Annotated in this window: 2 protein-coding genes; one reads left to right on the top strand and one right to left on the bottom strand. The window is 69.9% G+C overall.

The annotated features are described in order from the left end of the window. Positions 1-487: TRAP transporter substrate-binding protein (locus AC1D01_RS33135; protein WP_477828769.1), on the top strand; the 487-nt coding region annotated here is incomplete at its 5' end. Here the strand turns inward: AC1D01_RS33135 and AC1D01_RS33130 are convergent. Then, positions 484-1,587, bottom strand: coding sequence for a lipocalin-like domain-containing protein (locus AC1D01_RS33130; RefSeq protein ID WP_477873720.1), 1,104 nt, complete (start codon positions 1,585-1,587; stop codon positions 484-486). The genes AC1D01_RS33135 and AC1D01_RS33130 overlap by 4 nt on opposite strands. Positions 1,588-1,776: the final 189 nt, after the last annotated feature.

Raw genomic sequence — 1,776 nt, 5'->3', positions numbered from 1 at the left:
CATCTACCCCGCGCTCGAGAAGGGCACGATCGACGCCGCCGAATGGGTCGGCCCGTACGACGACCAGAAGCTCGGCTTCAACAAGGTCGCGCCGCACTACTACTACCCCGGTTGGTGGGAAGGCGGCCCGCAGGTCGACCTGTTCATCAACACCAAGGCCTATGACGCGCTGACGCCGGAGTACAAGGCCATCGTCGAAGCCGCGTCGTCGCACGCGCACGTCGACATGCAGGCCAAGTACGACGCCCGCAACCCGGGCGCGCTGAAGCAGCTGGTCGGTGCCGGCACCAAGCTGCACCGCTTCCCGAAGGACGTGATGGAAGCCTGCTTCAAGGTGTCGATGGACTACTACAGCGAGCTGTCGGGCAAGAACCCGGCTTGGAAGAAGGTCTACGAGGACTACACCAAGTTCCGCGCCGACCAGGTGCTGTGGTTCCGCTTCGCCGAAGCCGCGTTCGACGACTTCATGCAGGCGCAGAAGCTTTAAATGCGCAGCCGGCCGGCATAGCCGGTCATCTCGAGGTAGCCGAGTCCGACCCTGCGGCCGGACGCGTCCACCAGCTCGCTGAGCCCCTCCCAGTAGAAGCCGCCGGTGCTGGCGCGGCTGTCGAGTTCCTGTGCATCGAACAGCGCGCGAACCCGATGGCGGCCCGCCGGCGTCTCGACCACCCATTCGACCGGGTAGCTCGCGTGCGACAGCGGGCTGCTCCAGCGGCGGCCCGGCACGAAGCGCACTTCGTCGGGCCCGAAGTTGCGCACCGCACCGCCCGGCGCGCGGAAGCTGCCGCCGGCGTAGTACGGCGTGCCGTCGGCGCGCCGCTGCCGCACCGCCATCAGCGCGCTGCCGTCGTCCAGGTTCATGCCGATCCAGTCCCAGCCGACCGCTTCATCGGGCAGTGCGTGGTCGCTCCATTCATGGTCGAACCAGGCGCGGCCCTGCACCGCGCGTGCGCGGCCGTCCAGCGTCAGCGTGCCGACGGCGCGCAGCTGCGGCTGGCTGTAGTACTGGCTCGCCTCGTGCGGCTTCGGCCCCTTGCGCGACCAGCCCGCCTCGCCCTGCAGCAGCACCGGCTGCGTGGCCTCGAACGACAGCTCGAACGCGAAGCCGCCGGTGTCGCTCGCGACGCGGGTGGTGTAGCGGCTCGCGCCGGCGCTGCCCTCGCGGCGCAGGAACCAGTCGCGCAGCAGCACGCGGGTGTCGCCCTCGGCGCTGTCGGCGATGCCGAAGCCGGCGCGTGCGATGCGCTGGTCGTGCCGCTGCCGCTGGCCGGCCACGTCGCCGAGCACCGCGTGCGCGAACACCAGCTGCTGTGCGCCGAAGCGGCTCGGCGACGCGGCCAGCCCAGTGGCCGAGCGGAAGAACGTGACCTGGAAACCGAGCGGCTGCGCATCGGCCTGTGCCTGCAGCCAGCCGGTGACGTACCACCACTCGGTGCGCGTCGCGGGATGGGCGCCGAAATCGGCCGGGAAAACGAGGGGTCGGGGATGCACCGTGGCGAGCGGCGATTCCGGTGACGACACTGCAGACGAAACCGTGGCCGGCGCAGCCCCGCAGGCCGCCGCGGCGATGAAAAGGCGTCTTTGCATGGGGCGCGAGCATCGCATGGATGCACCCGCCGGCTGAACGACAATGGCCCGCAGCCCATGACCGAATTTTCCATTCCCCCCGAGTTCGATTTCGGCCAGCAGTTCGACCGCGTGACGCTGACGCGGGCGATGGCACTCCAGCCCGAGCAGGCGCTGCTGGCGATGCAGATCGACGGCCTCGCGCCGCGC

It is taken from the genome of Rhizobacter sp. P3_B12 (assembly GCF_056402895.1).
This window is presented reverse-complemented; position numbering and strand designations above follow the sequence as displayed.

Excerpts from the sequence above, each read along its gene's own strand:
- AC1D01_RS33130 (WP_477873720.1), bottom strand. The coding sequence starts at position 1,587 with ATGCAAAGACGCCTTTTCATCGCCGCGGCGGCCTGCGGGGCTGCGCCG.